Consider the following 15,084-nt stretch of genomic DNA (forward strand, 5'->3'; position numbering starts at 1 on the left):
CTCGGCCGCGCGGGGGTGTGGACAAACAGGGGTGCAGCGGGCCTGTGGACAGGAGCGTGAACGGGCGGTCCTCTGTCGGAGGTCCGGCCTAGGTTCGGTCCATGGCCATCGCACGCAACCCGCAGTTCGTCATCGACTGCCCTGACCCCCGCGTCCTCGCCGACTTCTACGCCGCCCTGCTCGGCTGGGAGTCCGACGTGGAGGAGGACGGCTCCTGGGGCTCGGTCTGGTCCGGCGACCGCTCGATCCAGCTGCAGCGGGTCGACGACTACCGCGCCCCCGACTGGCCGGGTCAGGACGTGCCCCAGCAGGTGCACCTCGACGTCGACGTCGACGACCTCGACGAGGCCGAGGCGGCGACGCTCGCGCTCGGCGCGACCAAGCACCCCCACCAACCCGGCACGTCCTTCCGGGTGTTCCTCGACCCGGCGGGACACCCGTTCTGCCTGTGCCGGGTGTGAGAGGAGGCAGCGTGCTCAGCGCGCGAACGACTCCCTTACCTCGTCCTCCGTGATGCCGTAGTCCGCGAGGTCGTACTGGTGTGCGGGGCGGCGCGGGCCGCTGCGCGACTCCTCGTCGAGCTTGCGGACGGCGTCCTGTGCGGCCGGGCTCCAGGTGAGGCCGAACGCGTCGTAGATCGCGCCGACGGTGCCGACCGGGTCCTGCACGAAGCCGCGGTAGTCGACGTCGAAGAACTGGCTCTCGTCGGCCTTCTCGCGGGCCTGCCAGAACGCATCCCACTGGCGGGTGAGGTGACCGAGCTGGTCGCGGCCCAGGGTCTCGCCGACGAAGGTCGTCGAGTGCCCCTCGGTCGCCTCGGCGGAGAGCGAGCAGGCGGAGGCGACCGAAGTGACCGGGTCGCGCTGGGTCATCACGACCAGTGCGTCGGGGTAGACCTCGAGCAGCGCGTCGAGGGCGATCAGGTGCGAGGGGTTCTTGAGGACCCAGCGCTTGTCCTGGTCGTTGAGGCCGATCAGCTGCAGGTTCTGGCGGTGCCGCTCGTAGGCGTCGGTCCAGGACTGGGTCGCCAGCCAGCGGGAGTACGCCGGCACGTGGGCCAGCGACTCGAAGCCGATCGACTTGCCGGTCTGGCGCAGCACGCGCCAGCACTCCTCGGGCTCGGTGGCGTCGGAGTAGTGGATGCCCATGAACTCCGGGTTGGTGATGTGGTGCTCGCGGAACGCCGCCTGCATGGCGTTGAAGATCGGGTCGTCCTCCCAGGTCTCCCGCGGCGGGCGGGGCTGGGGGAACTCGGTCAGCCACATCTCGAGGCCCTGGTTGGCCGGGTCGGCGCAGAGCAGGCGGCTCAGGGCCGTCGTACCCGTGCGGGGGAGGCCGAGCACGAAGATCGGCCGCTCGATGGCGACGTCGGCGTGCTGCGGGAACTCGGTGAACCGGGCCTGGGTGAGCAGGCGTGCCACGAGGGAGCTCTTGACCTGCGAGCGCATGAAGTAGTTCCCGACCCCGGTCAGGCCGGCCTCGGCCGAGCCGAGGTCCTCGACCAGCACCCGGAACGCCTCCTCGTGCCCGGGGGCGTCGGCGAAGCCGAAGTCGGTCAGGCCGGTGGTGCGCGTCGCGGCGTCGCAGATCTCCTCGAAGCTGCCGACGTCCGCGCGCTGGCGGGGCTCGCTCATGACGTGACCTCCTGGTGAGCGGCGTCCTGCGTGTGCGGCTGCAAGGCGCCGTCGCGAAGGCGACCTTGGATGCGGAGCGGTCGTCGAGCGGCGGCAACGCCGCAGACGCTCCGCAGGGCGTCGCTCATGCGTGGAACTCGCCGCAGTCGACGTTCAGCATCTGACCGGTGACGGCCGAGGCCAGGTCGGAGGCGAGGAACAGGGTGGCCTTCGCGACCTCGTCGGGAGTGGCGAGCCGCTTGAGGTCGGTGGGCGCCGCCTTCTCGGCGTACACGTCCTCGTGGGTGCGCCCCGACTCCTGGGCGATCCAGTCGAAGTAGGCCTTGTTGACGTCCTCGTAGATGTAGGACGGCGCGACGCTGTTGACCCGGATGCCGCGCGGGCCGAGCTCGGTGGCCAGCGACTGGGCGAGGTGCTCCAGGGTGCCCTTCGACAGCTTGTAGCCGGAGTACTCCGGCTGGCTGCTGTAGATCACGCACGAGTTGATCATGATCACCGAGCCGCCGATCTTGTCCTCGGTCTGCGCGAGGGCGTCGGCGAACAGGGCGGACAGGCGCAGCGGCGCGAAGACGTTGGTCTCGTTGGCGTTGCGCAGGCCCTCGAGGTCGAGGGTGCTGATCGGGTCCATCGGCGGGATGCCGAAGGCGTTGTTGATCAGGCAGTCGACCTTGCCGAACTCGTCGAGCGCCGCCTCGACCAGCGCCTTGCGCTGGTCCTCGTCGGTGATGTCGGTCGGTACGACGAGTGCGCGTCGGCCGTAGGAGCGCACCGTCTCCGCCATCTTCTCCAGGCGCTTGGGGGTCCGGCTCGCGAGCACCAGGTCGGCGCCCATCCGGGCAGCCTCCTCGCCGAGCGAGCGACCCAGGCCCGGCCCGACGCCGGAGAGCACGATGACCTTGTCCGTCAGCAGATCCACCATGGCGGACAGACTAGAACGTGTTTCAGTTTTGGGGAAGGGGTTCTTTCGGAGGCGTCTCCGCGAGCGGGCGCCGGAATAGTCGTGGCTCGGGGTCGTTGCACCTGGGGTGAGCACTCCCCGGATCGACCTGAACGACCAGACCGCCATCCCGCAGTTCGGCCTCGGCGTGTGGCAGGTGCCGCTGGCCGACACCGAGCGCGTGGTGTCCGATGCCCTCGAGATCGGCTACCGCCACGTCGACACCGCCCAGATGTACGGCAACGAGGAGGGCGTCGGCGCCGCGATCGCGGCCTCCGGCCTCGCTCGCGAGGACCTGTACGTCACCACCAAGCTCAACAACAACCGGCACGAGCCCGGCGTCGCCCAGGACTCGCTCAAGGTCTCCCTCGACAAGCTCGGCCTCGAGAAGGTCGACCTGTTCCTCATCCACTGGCCGCTGCCGACGCGGTACGACGGCGACTTCGTCTCCACCTGGGAGGCACTGCTCGAGCTGCGCGAGGCCGGCCTGACCACCTCGGTCGGCGTCTCCAACTTCCAGCCCGACCACCTCGACCGGATCGTCGCGGCCACCGGGGTCGTCCCGGCCGTCAACCAGGTCGAGGTGCACCCGTACTTCGCCAACGAGGCCGTCCGCGCCGCGACCACCGGCCACGGCGCCCACGTCCAGGCCTGGTCACCGCTTGGCCAGGGCGGCGGCGAGCTGACCGACCCGGCCGTCACCGCGCTCGCCGAGCGACACGGCAAGACACCCGCCCAGGTACTGCTGCGCTGGGCGCTGGACCGCGGCGACATCGTGTTCCCGAAGTCGCTGAGCAAGGCCCGGCTGGCCGAGAACTTCGATGTCCTCGACTTCGCGCTCACCGCCGACGAGGTCGCGGCGCTGGCCGCACTCGACAGGGGCGAGGCCGGTCGTCAGGGCCCGAACCCGGACGTCTTCGACTGGATCCCCGCCTGACGCACGTCCGGCACTAGAGACCGGGGAGGGGCGGGTCGAACGTCAGTGCGACGCTCGGCTCGTTGCCCTCGATCTCGTCGTCCGGGTAGACGGCGGTGGCGGTGTGCTCGACCCCGTCGACGCTCAGCGTGACGGTCGTGGTGAACGGGAAGCCGCCCAGCGCGGCGGCCTCCTTCGCGGTCTCCTCCGGGGCGGTGAGGTAGAGGTCGCCGACGCAGGAACCGCGGGTCGGCCGCGGCGTGATCGTGGTCGACCGACCGTTCCCCGCGGTCACTTCGATCCGGGCCGACGCCTGCGCCGGTGTTGCGGCGAGGTCGTCGACCGCCAGCTCGAGCCCGTAGCTGTCGGGCTTCCCGTCGTTGTCCGCGATCAGCGCGAGGCGAGCGGACGGCTCGGGCATCGCGGCTCCAGCCGGCATGGTCCAGCGGACGTCGGCGGCCATGTCGCCGTGGCCCGACGCGAACAGGCTGACGTCGTACGTCGCTGCGGGGCCGAACGGCCGGAGCAGGTACCAACCGCCGCCGAGGCCCTCGACGGGCGCCTCGAATGCCCGGCCGGTGCAGTGCTTGCCGCTGTGGGGCGGTGAGGTCACTTCCATGAGCGAGACCGTGAGGTCGAGGTCGTCGACCGGCACGTGGATCCGCAGCTCCGGCGCCGCCCCGATGACGACCGGTTCCTGCAGCGCGCCGTCGCCGCAGCCGCCGCTGTAGCAGTAGGTGTGCGGGTTCAGGACGAGCTCCTGCCCGTCGTGCTGGACCCGGAAGGGCGGCGGCTTCTCGATCCCGGCCGCCGTGGCGGTCGGGCCGGCGGTGCTCGTGGCGCTCGGGGACGTGGACGCGCCCGGCGCCGTCGCCGACCCGGGGTCGACGATGACCTCCGTCCCGCAGCCGGTCAGGACGGCCGCGAGCAGGAGCGTCGGTACGGCGAGCGGGCGCATGTGCGTACGACGGAGCCCGGGCCGCCGAGGTTCCGCTACGAGATCATCCGCCGCGCGACCGCGCGCTGCCGCGCGGCGATCCGCTCGGCGTACTCCGCGCTCGACAACCCGACCAGCCCCGGCAGGTGCTTGGGCACCTCGGCGACCGGCACGATCTCGACGGTCGGTCCGTCGGCGGCGGACAGCGCACGGGTGAGCTGCTGCCAGCGCAGCATGATCGGGCCGGTGCGGTGGCCGGTGGTCTCGAGCCAGTTCGCGATCGGGGTGCCGTCGGGGCCGGGCGGGAGCTCCGAGATGACGAACCGCATCACCCCGTCGTCGTCGCACGCGGCCTGGGCCTTGGTGAGCGAGGTCTGGTGGGTCTCGTAGTCGGTGGAGGCGTACCAGTCCGAGCCGATCTGGATCGCCTGGTAGGTGCAGTCGTCGCAGCGCGGGACCGACACGATCATCGCCTCGTCCTCGGCGAGCTCGTAGTGGCCGATCGAGGAGAACTGCGAGGAGAGGCCGCCGGGCGTCGAGGCCGGGACGGTCAGGGTGTTGACCGGCTCCTTGTACTGGAAGAAGTGGGGGAAGGCGAACCAGGTCTGGATCGAGCTGGTCAGCGAGCGGGCGGCCACCTCGTACTTCTTGCGGAGCGTCGCCTCGCTCAGCGACCGGCGCGCCTGCCCGATGGTGTCGACACGCTCGATGGTGAGCGTGCCGCGTAGCTCGGTGTCCCAGTCGTTGAAGACCTCGCGCACGATCAGCGTCTTCGCGCCCGGCTCGGCCACGTAGGTGAACGAGAACGACCCGTCGTCGTCGATGGTGAGCTCGCGGTCGTCGAAGGCCATCAGCGAGGTGGCGGCCGAGTTGGCGCTGTAGCTGCCGCCCATCACCTGGAAGGAGAGGTCGGCGGAGGTCCCGCGACGACCGCGTACGACGTACTCGACGCCCTCGCGCAGGTACGCGTTGAAGTAGACCGCGTCCGGGTTGTCGAGGCCCTGCCGCGAGAACTGGTGGGTCGGGTTGATGAAGACCGGCTGGTCGAGGTCGTAGTCGAACGCGGTCTGCATCGCCATCCGGATCCGGCCGGCGAGGTAGTCGTAGCCCTCGAGCCGGTCGGCCTCGGTCTTGATGAACGGCGCGTTCGCGATCAGCTCCTCGGCCTCGGCGATCGCGTCCTGCAACGGCTTCGTCAGCCCGAGCGCGGCCGACATCAGGCGTTGGCCTTCGCGATGATGTTCTCGGCGTACTGCTCGAGGTGCTTGATCTTGGTCTCGAGCGGCTCGGTGTCGGGGCCCTTGATGTAGGGCACCCGGAAGCCGACGATGCAGTCGGTGACGCCCTTGTCCTCGAGGCGCTTGATGCCGTCGAGCGTGTAGGCGTCGTACGAGATGACGTGGACCTCGAAGTCGTCGCGGGTGTCGCCCTCCTCCGCGCGGATCTCCGCGAGCCGGGTGAGCAGCCGGTCGAGCTCCTCGCCGTCGCCGCCGGCGTGCATCCATCCGTCGCCCTTGCGTACGGCGCGCCGCAGGGCGGCGTCCGAGTGGCCCCCGACGAGCAGCGGGATCCTCTCGGTCGGCGCGGGGCACTGCTGGAGCGGCTCGATGTCGAAGAACTCGCCGTGGTAGCCGAAGAAGGTCGGCTCGTCGCCGGGCTGGGTGAGGCCGCGCAGGATGTCCATGCACTCGTCCATCCGCTTGCCGCGCTTCTCCCACGGCACGCCGAGGGCGGCGAAGTCCTCGGGCCACGGGGAGAGGCCGACGCCGAGACCGAGGCGGTTCTTCGACAGGTACGCCAGCGACGAGGCCTGCTTGGCGACGAGCACCGGCGGGCGGATCGGCAGCTTGAGGACGAACGGCGTGAGCCGGAGCTTCTCGGTCACCGCGAACAGCGTCGCGCACAGGATGAAGGTCTCGATGAACTCCTTGCCGAGCAGGAACTCGCGGTCCCCGGTGTCGGTGTAGGGGTACTTCGAGTCCGACTCCTGCGGGTAGATCAGGCTGTCCGCGATCGTCATCGAGGTGTAGCCGGCGGCCTCGCAGGCCTGGGCGAGCGGGGCGTAGTAGTCGGCCTGGGTCATGCCCTCGGCGAAGGAGAAGCGCATGGCCGCCACACTAGAACCTGTTCTAGATTTCTGCCAGAGTGAGTCCCATGGCAGCCACCAAGCCGAAGCCGGACGGCCTCGACAAGCCGATCGTCGCGAAGATCATCAAGTACGGCGCCAAGGCGAATGTTGCCATCTACCGGGCGACCAACGGCCGGATCGGCGCGAAATGGCGGATCGGCGCCGGCTGGAAGAAGCCGGTCCCGGTGCTGCTGCTCGACCACGTCGGCCGCAAGAGCGGCACCCGTTTCACCACGCCGCTGCTCTACCTCGCCGACGGACCGGACCTGGTCATCGTCGCGTCCCAGGGCGGGCTGCCGACGAACCCGCAGTGGCTCCACAACCTCGTCGCGAGCCCCGACACCACGGTCGCCGTACCGGGGGAACGCAGTCGCGCAGTACGCGCCCGGGTCGCCGGCCCCGACGAGCGCGCCGCGCTGTGGCCGCGCCTGGTCGAGCTGTACGCCGACTTCGACAACTACCAGGCCTGGACCGACCGCGAGATCCCGGTCGTCGTCCTCGAGCCCCGCTGACCCGACCGCTGAGGAGCAACCGGATGGACGTCCAGCAGCTGATCGACCGCGCCGAGATCGCCGACGCGATCACCCGCTACACCCTCGCCGTCGACGAGGGCGACTTCGACCGGCTCGACACCGTCTTCACCCCCGACGCGCAGATCGACTACACCGAGAGCGGCGGCGTCGCCGACGTCTTCCCGGTGGTCAAGGCCTGGCTCGCCGAGGCGCTGCCCGGCTTCTCGACCCACCGGATCCACATGCTCGGGCAGATCTCCTACGAGTTCGCCGGGTCCGGCGACGAGGCCGCCGTCGCGGCGTACTTCCACAACCCGATGCGCATTGCGGACGGCAAGGGCGGTGAGCGCGTGGTCGAGGTGGGCGGGCTGTACCGCCACACGTTCGTCCGTACGACGGCCGGCTGGCGCTCGCGCCGGCTCCACGAACAGGTCGTCTGGACGCGCGGTTTCTGATTTCTGGGGCCCGTCTGGAGAATGGGCCGGGTGAGCGACCAACAGCGGCCCCCCGGTGAGCGTCCCGTTGTCAACGGGCTGGTGGCGCTGGTCGCGGTCGCGCTGGGCGTCGGCCTGATCCTGGCGGTGGTCACCCTCGTCGGCACCAAGGTGCTCGGCCTCGGCGGTGGCGACGGCGACTCCTCCGCGCGCTCCACCGTGCACCAGTCGATGTACCTGCCCACGCCGGTCGAGACCGACGAGGCCACGGGCCCGCTCGTCACCCTGCACACCCAGGACACCGACGAGCCGGCGGCCACCGACGACAGCACCGACCTGCCGGAGGACGAGCCGACCACCGAGCTGCCCAGCGAGAGCGCGGGTGCCGGCCAGATCTCGCTGCAGGCCCTCGCGACCACGGTCGCCAGCGGCGAGCGGATCTACTTCAGCGGCGTCTACCCGGGCGGCGAGGGCGCGATCCTGTTCGTCCAGCGCTTCGAGAACGGCGACTGGGCCGACTTCCCGGCCAGCGTCGGCGTCACCAACGGCACCTTCTCCAGCTACATCTTCACCGGCGTCAGCGGCGTCAACCGGTTCCGCGTCGTCGACCGCGACAGCGGCACCGTGAGCAACGAGATCAGCGTCACCGTCGGCTGAGCGGGCTCACGCGTCCCGGCCGCCCTTGTAACTAAGTGTTACGTCACGGAATCGGGTGCAACACCGCCCGGGTAGTAGCCACAGCGCCACGGTAGATCGCAGACGGGCCACCACCTGGCGCCTGCTGTCCACGGCTGGCCCGGGCGGTGCTGAGCCGCCCGGACACGTCGCGGCCAGGCCGACTACCCGGGTGCTGTAGCTGCTACCCGGGCGCTGTGGCGCGGGTTTTTTCGCTGTAACACTTAGTTACAAGGGTCGTCGGGCCTCGGTCGCACGGCCCGGGATCCGCCAACCCGCTTAGTCCTTCTGAGGATGCCTTGCTTGGTGCGGGCCCTCCTCGGGCGCACCATGGGAGGACGGCTCGGGCCGCCCGCACACATGGGGGAGGCGCGGATGACGGACGAGCCTGCGGACGACCAGGAGCTCGCGCTGTGGCTGCACGTCCAGGCCGGCGACTTCGACCGCGCGTACGCCGTCGCGACCCGGCTCCTCATCATGAGCGTGGACCCGGTGCAGCGGGGGCGGGTCGAGGCGGCGCTGGGGCTGATGATGCAGCGGGTCGGGCTGATGGCCGACTCGCGCGACCAGTTCGCGCGGGCCGCCGTCCTGGTCGACGGGTCGCCGCCGGACCGGGCGCTGGTGCTGGCGTTCGGCTCGCTGTCGAGCGTGCTGGGTGGTGAGCTGGACCGGGCGGAGCAGGAGGCGGTCGAGGCCGACCGGCTCGGGACGGCGTACGGCGTCGAGATCGCCGTCCGGCAGGCGAGGACCACCCTCGCGGCAGTGCACCTGGGGCGCGGTGAGCTCGAGGAGGCTCTCGCGCTGGCGACCGACGCGACGGCGTACGGCAACGACGGGGTGGGCCAGGGGGAGTACCGCTCGACCGCGCACGTGCTGCTCGCGATGGCGCTGGCCGAGCTGGACCGGATGGAGGAGGCGCACGTCGCGATCGCGCGTGGCGTCGCGATCGCCGAGGAGGAGGGCGACACCGGTCAGCTGGCCTGGTACCTCGCCTCGCAGGCGATGCTGCACTTCATCGACGGGCACTGGACCGAGGCCCGCGACGAGGCCGCCCGGTCGATCGAGTACGCCGACCGCACCGGAGCGCTCGCCGCACGGCCGCTGGCCTGGGGGATCACCGCCTGCATGGAGGGCCTGCGCGGCAACGTCACCACCGCCCGCAGCCTGATCGACCAGGCCCGGTCGCACCGGCTCGGGCCGGGCGCCGGGCTCGGCGAGGAGTGGGTGGCGCTGGCGGCGGCGGCCTCGACCGACGACGCCGGTGAGCGGTACGACGCCCTGCGGGACGCGTGGTTCCGGCTGCGGGGGATGCCGAGCCTGCTGGCCTGGAAGGTGTTCGCGCACCCGCTCGTCGTGCTCGCGATGGAGCGCGGGGACCGGGCGCTGGCCGAGGTGGTGAGCGCCCGGGTCGGCGCGGCCGCAGCCAGCGCTGGCACGGCGAGTGCCCGGGCCACTGCGATGTGCTGCGCCGCCACGGTGGCCGGCGACCCGGTCGCCCTGGCGGCGGGACTCGAGCTGCTCCGCACGGTCGGCCGCCCGCTGCCGCTGGCCTTCGGCTGCGTCGCCGCCGCGCAGGCGGCACTGCGCAGCGAGGACCGGGTGATCGCGTTGCAGGAGGCCGCGGCCGTGTTCCACCGACTGGGGGCGACGGTCTGGAGCGCCGAGGTCGCCCGGTCGCTGGTCGACGCGGCGGTCGCCGGCAGTCCCGCGGAACCGTCGGAGTCGTCGGGGCCCTGGCACCTGCTCAGCCCGGGCGAGGCCCGCGCCGTGCGGCTGGCGATCCAGGGGCTGTCGAACTCCCGGATCGCCGCCGAGATCGGTACGTCGCCCCGCACCGTGCAGACCCAGCTGGCCAGCGCCTGCCGCAAGTGCGGGGTGGCCGGCCGGGTCCAGCTGGCCGGGCTGTTCGCGGGGCCTGGATCGGGACTCAGCTGAGAAGGGCCTGCACCTCGTTGGTCTCGGGTTCCCGGCCGCGGAGCCAGTTGCCCGCCGTCCGCAGCCACGACGGCTTGCGGCGTGCGGCCGGGCGGGCGACGGACGCGAGCAGGTCGGCGACCTGGCTGGCGGCGTCGTGCGTCGAGGTGCCGGGCGTGGCCAGGCCGACGGCGTACGCGAGGCGGAGGTTCTCGTGCTCGAGCAGCCGGGCGCCGAGCGGGGTGGCCGCCTCCTCGGTGACCAGGCGGTACAGCTCGGGCGCGCGCCGCAGCGCGGCCCGGTGCGCCGAGCACAGGGTCTCGCGGGCGTTGGTCACCTCGCCGACCTCGAGGGCCAGGTCCAGGCTGGCGCCGATCAGGGTCGCCCACTGCTGGAAGAGCGCGCGCACCAGCTCGTCACGGTCTGCGAACGCGACGCGGGTCTCGAGGTCGTCGAAGTCGATCCGCCCCGAGTCGACGATCCGGCGCAGGACGCGGCTGCGGCGGTGCACTTCCTCCCACCGCAGCTGGGTGGTGGAGTGGTGCGGCTCGGGCACGGGGTGATGGCGCATCTCGGGAGCTCCTCGTCGGTCGGGCTGATACCCGACCGTCCTCCCGCCGCGATCGGTCGGGCATCCGCCAACTGGCTGATCCGACGCCGGTCAGCGGTCCAGCCCGTGCCGGTGCAGGACCGCCGTCAGCTGTACCCGTGAGCTGACGCCGAGCTTGGCGTAGACGTGCGACGCGTGGGTCTGCACGGTCCGCGGCGAGACCACCAGCTCGCGCGCGATCTCGGGGTTGGTCAGTCCTTGCGCGACCCGGCGGGCGACCTCGCGCTCGGCGCTGGTGAGCTGCGTCCAGCCGACGGGCACGCGTTCGGGAGCCGGTCCGCCGTCGGGGGGCAGCTGCAGCAGGGCCCGGCCGGCCCGGGCCAGCCACGGCATCGCGCGCAGGCCGCTGAATGCGTCCGCCGCCTCGCCCACGGCCGCCTGCGCGTCGTGGCGGTGCCCGCGCGCGCCGAGCAGGACGGCCGCGTCGAGGCAGGCCAGACCGAGGGCGAACGGGCGTCCCGAGTCCCGGAGTGCGGCCATCGCAGCCCGGGCCGCTTCCGGGTCGGCGTCGAGCAGTGCCCGGCAGCGCAGCGCGGCGCCCTGGGCGGAGCCGATGCCCGGTGCGGCTGCGGCGCCGGCCTCGGCGCTGGCGGTGACCGCGCAGGCGAGCTCGCGGTCGTCGTACCGCACCGCCTGGCTGACCAGGGCCGGGGCGAGCGAGCGCCAGCTGAGGAAGTACGGCGTCCGCCGGGTGTGCAGCCAGCCCTCGGTGAGCGCGGCGTAGCCCGCCCGGTGCTCCGGCGCCGACGCGGCGCGCGCCATCGACAGCCAGTCCTCGCCGGGAAGCCCGAGTGCGGTGAGCCCGCCCTCGACGGGCCGGACGTGCCGCTGCGCAGTGCTCACGTTGCCGCGCAGCGCCTCGACGAGGGCGACCACCGCCGTGGCGACCGGCCGGGCGATCAGGGTGCCGGCGGAGCGGGCGCCGTCGAGCGCCAGGTGACCGTCGAGGACCGCCTCGTCCCAGCGGCCGTTGAGGTAGCGCGCCAGCCCGCGCATCGCGTGGTACCAGGCGACCTGGCCGGTCGACCCGGCGGCGATGCTGCGGCGCAGGCCCTCGCCGAAGGCCGCCTCGGCGTCGGCGAACCGGTCGAGCTCGACCAGCGCCAGCCCGTGGTAGAGGTGCGAGAGCGGCCCGCCGCCGGTGCTCTGGCGCTCGGCGGCCTGCAGCCCGATGCCGAGCTTGGTCAGCCGCAGGGCGTCGGCCGGGCGGCCGTTGCTGAGCGCGATCCCGGCCTGGGTGTTGAGCGCCTCGCACGCCGCGAACCGGTTGCCGTGCTGCTCGCCGAGCCGGCGGGCCCGGTCGGCCGCCTGCGCCGCTCCGGCGAGGTCGCCCAGCAGGAACCGGGAGCCCGCCTCGTCGGCGACGTACGACGCCTGCTCGCCGGGCCGCGCCGCGGCCAGCGTGGCGGCCAGCGCGAACGCGTCGCGCGACTCCGCGATCCGGCCGACCCGCTGCAGCACCAGGCCGAGCGCGGCGTGCAGCTCGGCGTGCACGCGGGGATCGGTGGTCGACCCGAGCAGCAGCTGGGCGTCGGTGGCGGCGGCGTTGAGCTCGCCTCGGCTGATCCGGGTCCACATCGCGGTGCGACGGGCTTCCTGCTCCGGGCTCACGGCACATCCCCTCGGTGCGTGGTCCCTCGCCCTTCGAGCGTAGGGCCCCGGGCTGCCCGCGGGAAGCCCCTCGCCCTGTGCGAGGGCACCGGATTCCGCGTTCTGGGGGATGACACCGCGTCCTGGTTGAGGAGAGTGGGATTCGTGGAGGAGGTGGAGCGCGAGCGCCGGCACCGCAGGCGGGTCCTCGCCGGGCTGACGGCGGCCGAGGCGGCTGCCGCCGTGCTGGCGGTCGTCCTCGGGTTCCTGGTCAGCGTGCAGGGCCGGCACGGGCCGCTGCCGGCGGACGTTCCGGAGCCGACTCCGGCGCCGCCACCGGTGATCCAGGCGCCCGGTCCGGCGGGCTCCTCCCGCGCTGTCACCGAGCCGAGCGGGGAGCTGCTCTGACGGCTGCCGGGTCCCGGAGAAGATTGTTCGCGCGCCCGGGAACAACCCCCGGTCGCGACCCGTTGGAGCCTGTGTCAGACTTGAGTCCATCCGGCTCAACTAACTTGAATCAACGTCTTCAGCACAGAGGAGAAACACACATGGCACGAGCGGTCGGCATCGACCTCGGTACGACGAACAGCGTCGTCGCGGTCCTCGAGGGCGGCGAGCCCACGGTCATCGCCAACGCGGAGGGAGCGCGGACCACGCCGTCCGTCGTCGCCTTCGCGAAGAGCGGTGAGGTGCTCGTCGGTGAGGTCGCGAAGCGCCAGGCGGTCACCAACGTGGACCGCACCATCCGGTCGGTCAAGCGCCACATGGGCACCGACTGGACCCAGCACATCGGCGACCCGGTGGACAAGGACTTCACGCCGCAGCAGATCTCGGCGTTCATCCTCCAGAAGCTCAAGCGCGACGCGGAGGCCTACCTCGGCGAGACCGTCACCAACGCGGTGATCACGGTCCCGGCGTACTTCTCCGACGCGCAGCGCCAGGCCACCAAGGAGGCCGGCGAGATCGCGGGCCTCAAGGTCGACCGCATCGTCAACGAGCCCACCGCGGCCGCGCTGGCGTACGGCCTCGACAAGGGCGACGACCAGACGATCCTCGTCTACGACCTCGGTGGCGGCACGTTCGACGTGTCCCTGCTCGAGATCGGTGAGGGCGTCGTCGAGGTCAAGGCGACCAGCGGCGACAACCACCTCGGTGGCGACGACTGGGACAACGCGATCGTCGAGTGGATGGTCAAGAAGTTCAAGGACGCCAACGGCGTCGACCTGGCCGCCGACAAGATCGCCGCGCAGCGCCTCCAGGAGGCCGCGGAGAAGGCGAAGATCGAGCTGTCCTCCTCGAGCGACACCACGATCCACCTGCCCTACATCACCCACGGCGAGAACGGCCCGCTGCACTTCGAGGAGCGGCTCACCCGCTCGGAGTTCCAGCGGCTGACTGCCGACCTGCTCGAGCGCACCAAGGCGCCCTTCCAGAACGTCCTCAAGGACGGCGGCGTCGCGCTCTCCGCGATCGACCACGTGGTCCTCGTCGGCGGCTCGACCCGCATGCCCGCGGTGACCGAGCTGGTCAAGGAGATGCTCGGCGGCAAGGAGCCCAACAAGGGCGTCAACCCGGACGAGGTCGTCGCTGTCGGCGCCGCCCTGCAGGCCGGTGTCCTCGCCGGTGAGGTCAAGGACGTGCTGCTCCTCGACGTCACCCCGCTGTCCCTCGGCATCGAGACCAAGGGCGGTGTCTTCACCACCCTGATCGAGCGCAACACCACGATCCCGACCAAGCGGTCCGAGATCTTCACGACCGCCGACGACAACCAGCCGTCGGTCGAGATCAAGGTCGCCCAGGGCGAGCGGGCGATCTGGTCCCAGAACCAGGGCCTGGGCAACTTCGAGCTGACCGGCCTCCCGCCGGCCCCGCGCGGCGTACCGAAGATCGAGGTCACCTTCGACATCGACGCCAACGGCATCGTCCACGTCTCCGCCAAGGACCAGGCGTCCGGCCGCGAGCAGTCGATGACCATCTCCGGCGGCAGCGCGCTGTCCAAGGACGACATCGACCGCATGGTCAAGGAGGCCGAGCAGTACGCCGAGGAGGACGCCAAGCGTCGCGAGGCCGTCGAGGTCCGCAACCAGGGCGAGCAGCTGGTCTACACGACCGAGAAGTTCCTGGCCGAGAACGGCGAGAAGATCCCGGACGACGTCAAGGCCGAGGTGACCACCGACGTCGAGGCGCTCAAGGGCGTCCTCGAGAACGCCGAGTCCGGCCCCGAGGACCTGACCGCCGCCATCTCCAAGCTGGGCGAGTCCAGCCAGAAGATGGGTGCCGCGATGTACGCCGCCGCCGAGGCCGACTCCGCTGCCGCGGGCGGCACCACCGGTGCGACCGGTGAGTCGGACGACGACGTCGTCGAGGCCGAGATCGTCGACGAGGACACCGAGGGCGACGCCAAGTGACCGAAGAGAACCTCAACCCGGAGGAGGGGGAGCTGCAGGAGACTGCGGCTCCCTCGCCCGAGGGCGACGAGCCCGAGGCGGCCGAGAGCCCCGAGGTGCCCGAGGCCGAGGCAGACGAGCTGACCGTCACGAAGATGGAGCTCGAGGAGCGGACCCTCGACCTGCAGCGCCTGCAGGCGGAGTTCCTCAACTACAAGCGCCGGGTCGAGCGGGACCGCGAGCTGCTGCGCGAGAACGCGACGTACGCCGCGCTCACTCCGATCATCGACGTGCTCGACACGATCGACCGGGCCCGTGAGCACGAGCCGCTCGAGGGTGGCTTCAAGGCCACGGCCGAGCAGCTCGAGCGCGTGGTTGCCGGGCTGGGCCTGGTGAAGTTCGGCGAGGTC

Annotated in this window: 16 protein-coding genes; 9 read left to right on the forward strand and 7 right to left on the reverse strand. The window is 71.7% G+C overall.

Annotated features, from left to right (window positions below; genetic code table 11):
• Nucleotides 1-101: 101 nt before the first annotated feature.
• On the forward strand, nt 102-461 hold the full coding sequence (locus ACZYRU_RS03195; RefSeq protein ID WP_488955630.1) for a VOC family protein: 360 nt from the start codon (nt 102-104) through the stop codon (nt 459-461).
• 15 nt (nt 462-476) lie between these two features.
• Here the strand turns inward: ACZYRU_RS03195 and ACZYRU_RS03200 are convergent, their stop codons facing one another.
• The gene (locus ACZYRU_RS03200) at nt 477-1,634 is read right to left on the reverse strand and encodes a sulfotransferase family protein (protein ID WP_488955631.1); all 1,158 of its coding nucleotides are present in this window, start codon (nt 1,632-1,634) and stop codon (nt 477-479) included.
• Nucleotides 1,635-1,758: 124 nt separating this feature from the next.
• Nucleotides 1,759-2,553 carry an SDR family oxidoreductase gene (locus ACZYRU_RS03205; protein ID WP_488955632.1) on the reverse strand — a complete coding sequence of 265 codons (795 nt, stop codon included), beginning with the start codon at nt 2,551-2,553 and terminating at the stop codon, nt 1,759-1,761.
• Between the two features lie 106 nt (nt 2,554-2,659).
• On the opposite strand from ACZYRU_RS03205, the gene ACZYRU_RS03210 reads away from it, so the two are divergent.
• Complete coding sequence (locus ACZYRU_RS03210) at nt 2,660-3,508, forward strand: aldo/keto reductase (protein ID WP_488955633.1); 849 nt, start codon at nt 2,660-2,662, stop codon at nt 3,506-3,508.
• A gap of 13 nt (nt 3,509-3,521) precedes the next feature.
• Here the strand turns inward: ACZYRU_RS03210 and ACZYRU_RS03215 are convergent, their stop codons facing one another.
• From ACZYRU_RS03215 to ACZYRU_RS03225, 3 genes are read right to left on the reverse strand one after another with little or no spacing between them, the layout of a single operon-like run.
• A complete protein-coding gene (locus ACZYRU_RS03215) occupies nt 3,522-4,445 on the reverse strand; it encodes a hypothetical protein (RefSeq protein WP_488955634.1) in 924 nt (307 codons plus the stop codon).
• A 35-nt stretch (nt 4,446-4,480) separates the two neighbouring features.
• Nucleotides 4,481-5,641 (reverse strand): hypothetical protein, encoded by a 1,161-nt coding sequence (locus ACZYRU_RS03220; RefSeq protein WP_488955635.1) that lies wholly within the window; start codon nt 5,639-5,641, stop codon nt 4,481-4,483.
• Nucleotides 5,641-6,531: a TIGR03619 family F420-dependent LLM class oxidoreductase gene (locus ACZYRU_RS03225; protein ID WP_488955636.1), complete on the reverse strand. Its 891-nt coding sequence runs from the start codon at nt 6,529-6,531 to the stop codon at nt 5,641-5,643. The genes ACZYRU_RS03220 and ACZYRU_RS03225 overlap by 1 nt, the downstream gene beginning before the upstream one ends.
• A 47-nt stretch (nt 6,532-6,578) precedes the next feature.
• Here ACZYRU_RS03225 and ACZYRU_RS03230 point away from each other — a divergent pair, with 47 nt between their 5' ends.
• From ACZYRU_RS03230 to ACZYRU_RS03245, 4 genes are all read left to right on the forward strand, one after another.
• Nucleotides 6,579-7,064 carry a nitroreductase family deazaflavin-dependent oxidoreductase gene (locus ACZYRU_RS03230; protein ID WP_488955637.1) on the forward strand — a complete coding sequence of 162 codons (486 nt, stop codon included), beginning with the start codon at nt 6,579-6,581 and terminating at the stop codon, nt 7,062-7,064.
• Nucleotides 7,065-7,087: 23 nt separating this feature from the next.
• Nucleotides 7,088-7,519, forward strand: a complete 432-nt coding sequence (locus ACZYRU_RS03235) for a nuclear transport factor 2 family protein (RefSeq protein ID WP_488955638.1) — start codon at nt 7,088-7,090, stop codon at nt 7,517-7,519.
• A gap of 30 nt (nt 7,520-7,549) precedes the next feature.
• Entirely contained in the window at nt 7,550-8,155 is a 606-nt protein-coding gene (locus ACZYRU_RS03240; protein ID WP_488955639.1) for a hypothetical protein, read from the forward strand.
• Nucleotides 8,156-8,548: 393 nt separating this feature from the next.
• Nucleotides 8,549-10,108, forward strand: a complete 1,560-nt coding sequence (locus ACZYRU_RS03245) for a LuxR C-terminal-related transcriptional regulator (protein ID WP_488955640.1) — start codon at nt 8,549-8,551, stop codon at nt 10,106-10,108.
• On the opposite strand, the gene ACZYRU_RS03250 is transcribed toward ACZYRU_RS03245, so the two are convergent.
• Together ACZYRU_RS03250 and ACZYRU_RS03255 are read right to left on the reverse strand one after the other, a co-directional pair.
• Nucleotides 10,101-10,658 (reverse strand): hypothetical protein, encoded by a 558-nt coding sequence (locus tag ACZYRU_RS03250; protein WP_488955641.1) that lies wholly within the window; start codon nt 10,656-10,658, stop codon nt 10,101-10,103. The genes ACZYRU_RS03245 and ACZYRU_RS03250 overlap by 8 nt on opposite strands.
• A gap of 90 nt (nt 10,659-10,748) precedes the next feature.
• The gene (locus tag ACZYRU_RS03255) at nt 10,749-12,308 is read right to left on the reverse strand and encodes a helix-turn-helix transcriptional regulator (RefSeq protein WP_488955642.1); all 1,560 of its coding nucleotides are present in this window, start codon (nt 12,306-12,308) and stop codon (nt 10,749-10,751) included.
• Between the two features lie 144 nt (nt 12,309-12,452).
• Here ACZYRU_RS03255 and ACZYRU_RS03260 point away from each other — a divergent pair, with 144 nt between their 5' ends.
• The 3 genes from ACZYRU_RS03260 to grpE all read left to right on the forward strand — a co-directional run.
• Nucleotides 12,453-12,695 carry a hypothetical protein gene (locus tag ACZYRU_RS03260; RefSeq protein WP_488955643.1) on the forward strand — a complete coding sequence of 81 codons (243 nt, stop codon included), beginning with the start codon at nt 12,453-12,455 and terminating at the stop codon, nt 12,693-12,695.
• 140 nt (nt 12,696-12,835) lie between these two features.
• Complete coding sequence (dnaK, locus tag ACZYRU_RS03265; protein ID WP_488955644.1) at nt 12,836-14,695, forward strand: molecular chaperone DnaK; 1,860 nt, start codon at nt 12,836-12,838, stop codon at nt 14,693-14,695.
• Nucleotides 14,692-15,084, forward strand: a 393-nt coding sequence (grpE, locus tag ACZYRU_RS03270; protein WP_488955645.1) for a nucleotide exchange factor GrpE, incomplete at its 3' end; no start/stop codon positions are given. The genes dnaK and grpE, both read left to right, overlap by 4 nt.

Source organism: Nocardioides sp. F233, assembly GCF_057813895.1.

Bases quoted from the DNA above. Each gene is read 5' to 3' on its own strand.
- ACZYRU_RS03235 (WP_488955638.1), top strand. From the start codon at position 7,088: ATGGACGTCCAGCAGCTGATCGACCGCGCCGAGATCGCCGACGCGATC.
- dnaK (WP_488955644.1), top strand. From the start codon at position 12,836: ATGGCACGAGCGGTCGGCATCGACCTCGGTACGACGAACAGCGTCGTC.
- ACZYRU_RS03230 (WP_488955637.1), top strand. From the start codon at position 6,579: ATGGCAGCCACCAAGCCGAAGCCGGACGGCCTCGACAAGCCGATCGTC.
- ACZYRU_RS03205 (WP_488955632.1), bottom strand. From the start codon at position 2,553: ATGGTGGATCTGCTGACGGACAAGGTCATCGTGCTCTCCGGCGTCGGG.
- ACZYRU_RS03225 (WP_488955636.1), bottom strand. From the start codon at position 6,531: ATGCGCTTCTCCTTCGCCGAGGGCATGACCCAGGCCGACTACTACGCC.
- ACZYRU_RS03215 (WP_488955634.1), bottom strand. From the start codon at position 4,445: ATGCGCCCGCTCGCCGTACCGACGCTCCTGCTCGCGGCCGTCCTGACC.
- ACZYRU_RS03250 (WP_488955641.1), bottom strand. From the start codon at position 10,658: ATGCGCCATCACCCCGTGCCCGAGCCGCACCACTCCACCACCCAGCTG.
- ACZYRU_RS03245 (WP_488955640.1), top strand. From the start codon at position 8,549: ATGACGGACGAGCCTGCGGACGACCAGGAGCTCGCGCTGTGGCTGCAC.
- ACZYRU_RS03200 (WP_488955631.1), bottom strand. From the start codon at position 1,634: ATGAGCGAGCCCCGCCAGCGCGCGGACGTCGGCAGCTTCGAGGAGATC.
- ACZYRU_RS03195 (WP_488955630.1), top strand. From the start codon at position 102: ATGGCCATCGCACGCAACCCGCAGTTCGTCATCGACTGCCCTGACCCC.
- ACZYRU_RS03220 (WP_488955635.1), bottom strand. From the start codon at position 5,641: ATGTCGGCCGCGCTCGGGCTGACGAAGCCGTTGCAGGACGCGATCGCC.